The sequence below is a fragment of the Brachyspira catarrhinii genome, from assembly GCF_005518285.1.
Classification (GTDB): Bacteria; Spirochaetota; Brachyspiria; order Brachyspirales; family Brachyspiraceae; genus Brachyspira; species Brachyspira catarrhinii.
In genome coordinates, this window is sequence record NZ_SJDU01000230.1 from 1 (window position 1) to 3,811 (window position 3,811).

A 3,811-nucleotide genomic window follows, 5' to 3' on the forward strand; every position below is an offset into this window, starting at 1 on the left:
AGAAAACGAAATTATAGCCGTTATAGAAAACGAAATTATAGCCGTTATCATAAGAGGCGATTTGGAAATTAATGAAACAAAATTATCGAACTCTTTGGGCGGACTCGAAATAGAATTGGCGGACGAAGAAACAGTTAAAGAAATTACGGGGGCGAAAATTGGATTTGCATCTCCCATAGGATTAAAAAAGAAAATAAAAATCTATGCGGATCATTCAATAAAAACGGTTTCGGAAGCGATAGTCGGCGGAAATAAAGACGACATTCATATAAAAAATGTAAATATTGAAAGAGATATCAAAGTAGATATTTGGGGAGATTTTAGAGTTGCAAAAGAAGGAGACAAATGTCCTCAATGCGGCGAAAAATTATATCAAAAAAAAGGTTTGGAATTGGGACATATTTTCAAATTGGGCGACAAATATACAAAAGCCTTCGATTTTAAAGTATTGGACGAAAATAATAAAGAAGTTTTTCCAATAATGGGATGTTATGGAATAGGATTAAATAGAACTTTGGCTTCGATTATAGAACAAAACTTTGACGACAAAGGAATAATTTTTCCGATTTCAGTCGCTCCTTACGAAGTCATAATAGTTGCAGTCGATAAGGAAGGAGAAGATTCTTTTGATAAAGCGATTGAAATTTACGACTTTCTAAACTCTGCGGGAATTGAAACTCTGCTTGACGACAGAAATTTAAGACTCGGCGTAAAATTAAACGATTGCGATTTGATAGGAATTCCAATGCGAATTATCGTTGGAAAAAAATCTTTAGAAAAAGGAATAGTCGAATTCAAATTGAGAAATTCCGCTCAAACCGAAGAGATTAAAATTGACGATATTGTCGAATATGTTAAAAATAAAAAAGCGGAATTATTTAACGAAATAAACAAATAAAAAGACACCTTAATGAATTATTCTAATTATTTTATATACTTACATTTGTAAAAATAAATGAATATGAAGTCCAACTTCCCCAGCCTCTATACCATAGAGAAGAACCAGTGCAAACTGATGCACTATTGAATGTAATCGTTCCTATTCGAGTTGTAGAACCAATAGTAGTAACTATTTCTGTAGTATAAGGATAATCAAAATTATTGGCAATTTTTCCACTATAAGTATGACTAAAACCATTTCTTTCAAGTTTTATATCGCCATTATTATTAATTGTAAGTGTATATATATTATTATAGTTATCATTTTTCCAACTACCTACAAGCTCTAAATATTTAGGACTTTTTTCAGTCGGTTCTTCATTATTAGATGGTTCTTCATTAAATGGTTCTGGTTCTTCATTAGATTTACAACTAATTGAAAATAATAATATAAATAATAATGAGATTAAAGATACAATTTTAGGAATTGAATTGAATTGAATTGAATAACAAATTTACAGTAGTTTTCTTTACTTTTAATTTTCATTTTTTGACTCCACGAAATTTAATTAATGTATTTATAGTATAGTAAATTTTTTAATAAAAGTCAATAGATTAATTAAATAAAAAATGTTATAATAAATTAATCAAAGTTTTAGGTTTTTAATGAAAAAAATAATTTATGAAACTAATCGAAGTAAAAAATAATTTCTTATTAGGATTTGAAGAATTTGCAAAAGAAAGAAAATTTAAAATAGTTAAAAAAGATTTTGAAATTAAAAAATCGACAAAAGAATATACTTGCGCTTTTCAATTCGATTATAATTATTGGCAAGACGAAATACATTTATTCCCGTTTGTAGCGATTAAAATAAATCAAATACATGACGCATGCAAAATAAGCGGTTATGATTTGAATTACACGGCTTTTATAAATCTTTTATTTCTTGAAAAATATTTTAAAAACAAATATAACGAAGATACTCGCTGGAAAATGCAATATAATCAAAAAGATAGATTTAAAATTTTTAGCTTAAGAGAAATTGACAAAGCGATTGATAAAACATTAAATTTAATTTATAAATACGGATTAAATTATATTGAAAAATATTCAAATATAAAATCTATAGACAATTTATATAATGAAAATCCGCTCGATTATAATCCAAATTGTTCGGGGCTTAATACTCATTGTATAATCGGTTTAATTTCGGCTAAATTATCAAAAAATATAAACTATCCTAAATTGGAAAAAATTTATTCTAAAATAGTAAACGATAACGATTTTAACGATAAAGATAAAGAAGCTTTTGAAAGAATAAGAAAATATTTTATGAAGGTAAATTGAAACACCTAAATTATAAACTATCGCTTTTATCTTATTATTTGCCTTCTTAGTCTTCGGTTTTATTCTCATTTTTTAAAATTTCTTTTGGCATTTTACTTTATTTTTTAAGCGTTAAGCATTTCAATATTATCCACACTATAATAGCGATAATCCATCCGCATAAAATAATTATCATTCCAGCGCCTATAGGTAATAGTAGAAATAAGCCACTTCCTCCATGTCTAGGCATCGAAAATATAAATAATATACTGCCTAATATAGAAAAAACAATACCAAAAATAAAAGATATTACCATTATTTTAAACGATATGCGGCAAGCCATATCTTTATTTTTATTTAAAAGAAAAATTATAAATACAAGCGGTAAAAAAGGCGAAATATAAAAAATAAATCTTGTAGATAAAGCAAAAATATTTATAAATCCATTTATTATATAATCCAATGCGGTCATAATTCGTCTTCTTTTAAAAACATTTTATATAAAGTAAAATTATATTTTAATAAAATTTCTTAAAAGCCACTAAACAAAGAAAAGCGAATATTATATTCGGCATCCAAGCGGCGACTAAAGGATTTATAGCGCCTCCGTCTCCCATCGAGCGAAATATCATAAGAACGGAATAATAAAGCAAAGCCACGACTATAACCATCACCAAACTTACCACCAAAACGCTGTGGGTTGAAAATTTTGAAAATAACGAAGCGAGAAGAACGATAATAAAGCCCGAAAAACAATAAGAAATTCTATAATGCAAATCGGTTTCCAAAAGCGCCGTGCTCATATGAACCTCTTTACGAAGTTTAATTAATCTCATTTCTTCCGTCAAACTCATAGTGTCCAAAATCGGTCTCTGTCCAAAATGTTCGGGACGTTCCAAAACATCCAAAGGATAATGTTTGACTTCTTCTACCGTTATATTGTTATTTTCGTCAAATTTTGCCAATATTCCGCTTTCGGCATACCATTTTCTCTCTTCCTTATTCCATTCTATATAAGGAGAGGATAATCTCATTTCTATTCCGCCCTCTTCTTTTAATTTTATGATTATCGCGTTGGTCATATATTCTCCGCTATAAGAATAATTGTCTATAAAATAAACATATCTATTCCCGCCGAAAATATTCCAAGTTCCGCTGGCGTCACTTTCCGTTCGTCCTCTTCCCTTATCGTCCGCCTCGAATGAAATTTTATTGGAAGGAGCGGCTACAAATTGCCAAAAAAGAACGAGCAATAAACATAAAATTATAACTATTATAAAAACGGGAGAAGAAAATTTAAACAAACTTATCCCCGAATTTTGAACGGCAAGCATTTCTTTATTTTTTACGAAAGTTCCCAAAACATAAGTCGAAGAAAACATAAGAGAGACGGGAAATATATAATACATATTATGCGGAATTCTCGCTATATGATAAGTTATAAAATAATTCATATATTCTGCATGTTCCGTATAATAAGATAACTTGCTACTCAAATCGGCAATCGTTACCAAAACCACAAACAGAAATAAAGAGCCAAAAAAAAGAGTAAGAAATTCGGATAGAAGATAATAATTTAACTTTTTCATTTTAATATTATAAAAT

3 protein-coding genes are annotated in these 3,811 nt (G+C 28.5%); 2 read left to right on the top strand and 1 reads right to left on the bottom strand.

The genetic code is table 11. From position 1 onward, the window contains the following. Both EZH24_RS08540 and EZH24_RS08545 read left to right on the top strand, forming a co-directional pair. Positions 1 to 898 (top strand): His/Gly/Thr/Pro-type tRNA ligase C-terminal domain-containing protein (locus tag EZH24_RS08540; protein ID WP_236847132.1); only part of this gene is annotated, 898 nt, incomplete at its 5' end. 663 nt (positions 899 to 1,561) lie between these two features. Beyond that, positions 1,562 to 2,227, top strand: coding sequence for a hypothetical protein (locus tag EZH24_RS08545; protein ID WP_137998745.1), 666 nt, complete (start codon positions 1,562 to 1,564; stop codon positions 2,225 to 2,227). A 497-nt stretch (positions 2,228 to 2,724) separates the two neighbouring features. Here EZH24_RS08545 and EZH24_RS08550 read toward each other — a convergent pair. Further along, a partial coding sequence (locus EZH24_RS08550; protein WP_236847133.1) for an LptF/LptG family permease occupies positions 2,725 to 3,811 on the bottom strand: 1,087 nt, incomplete at its 5' end.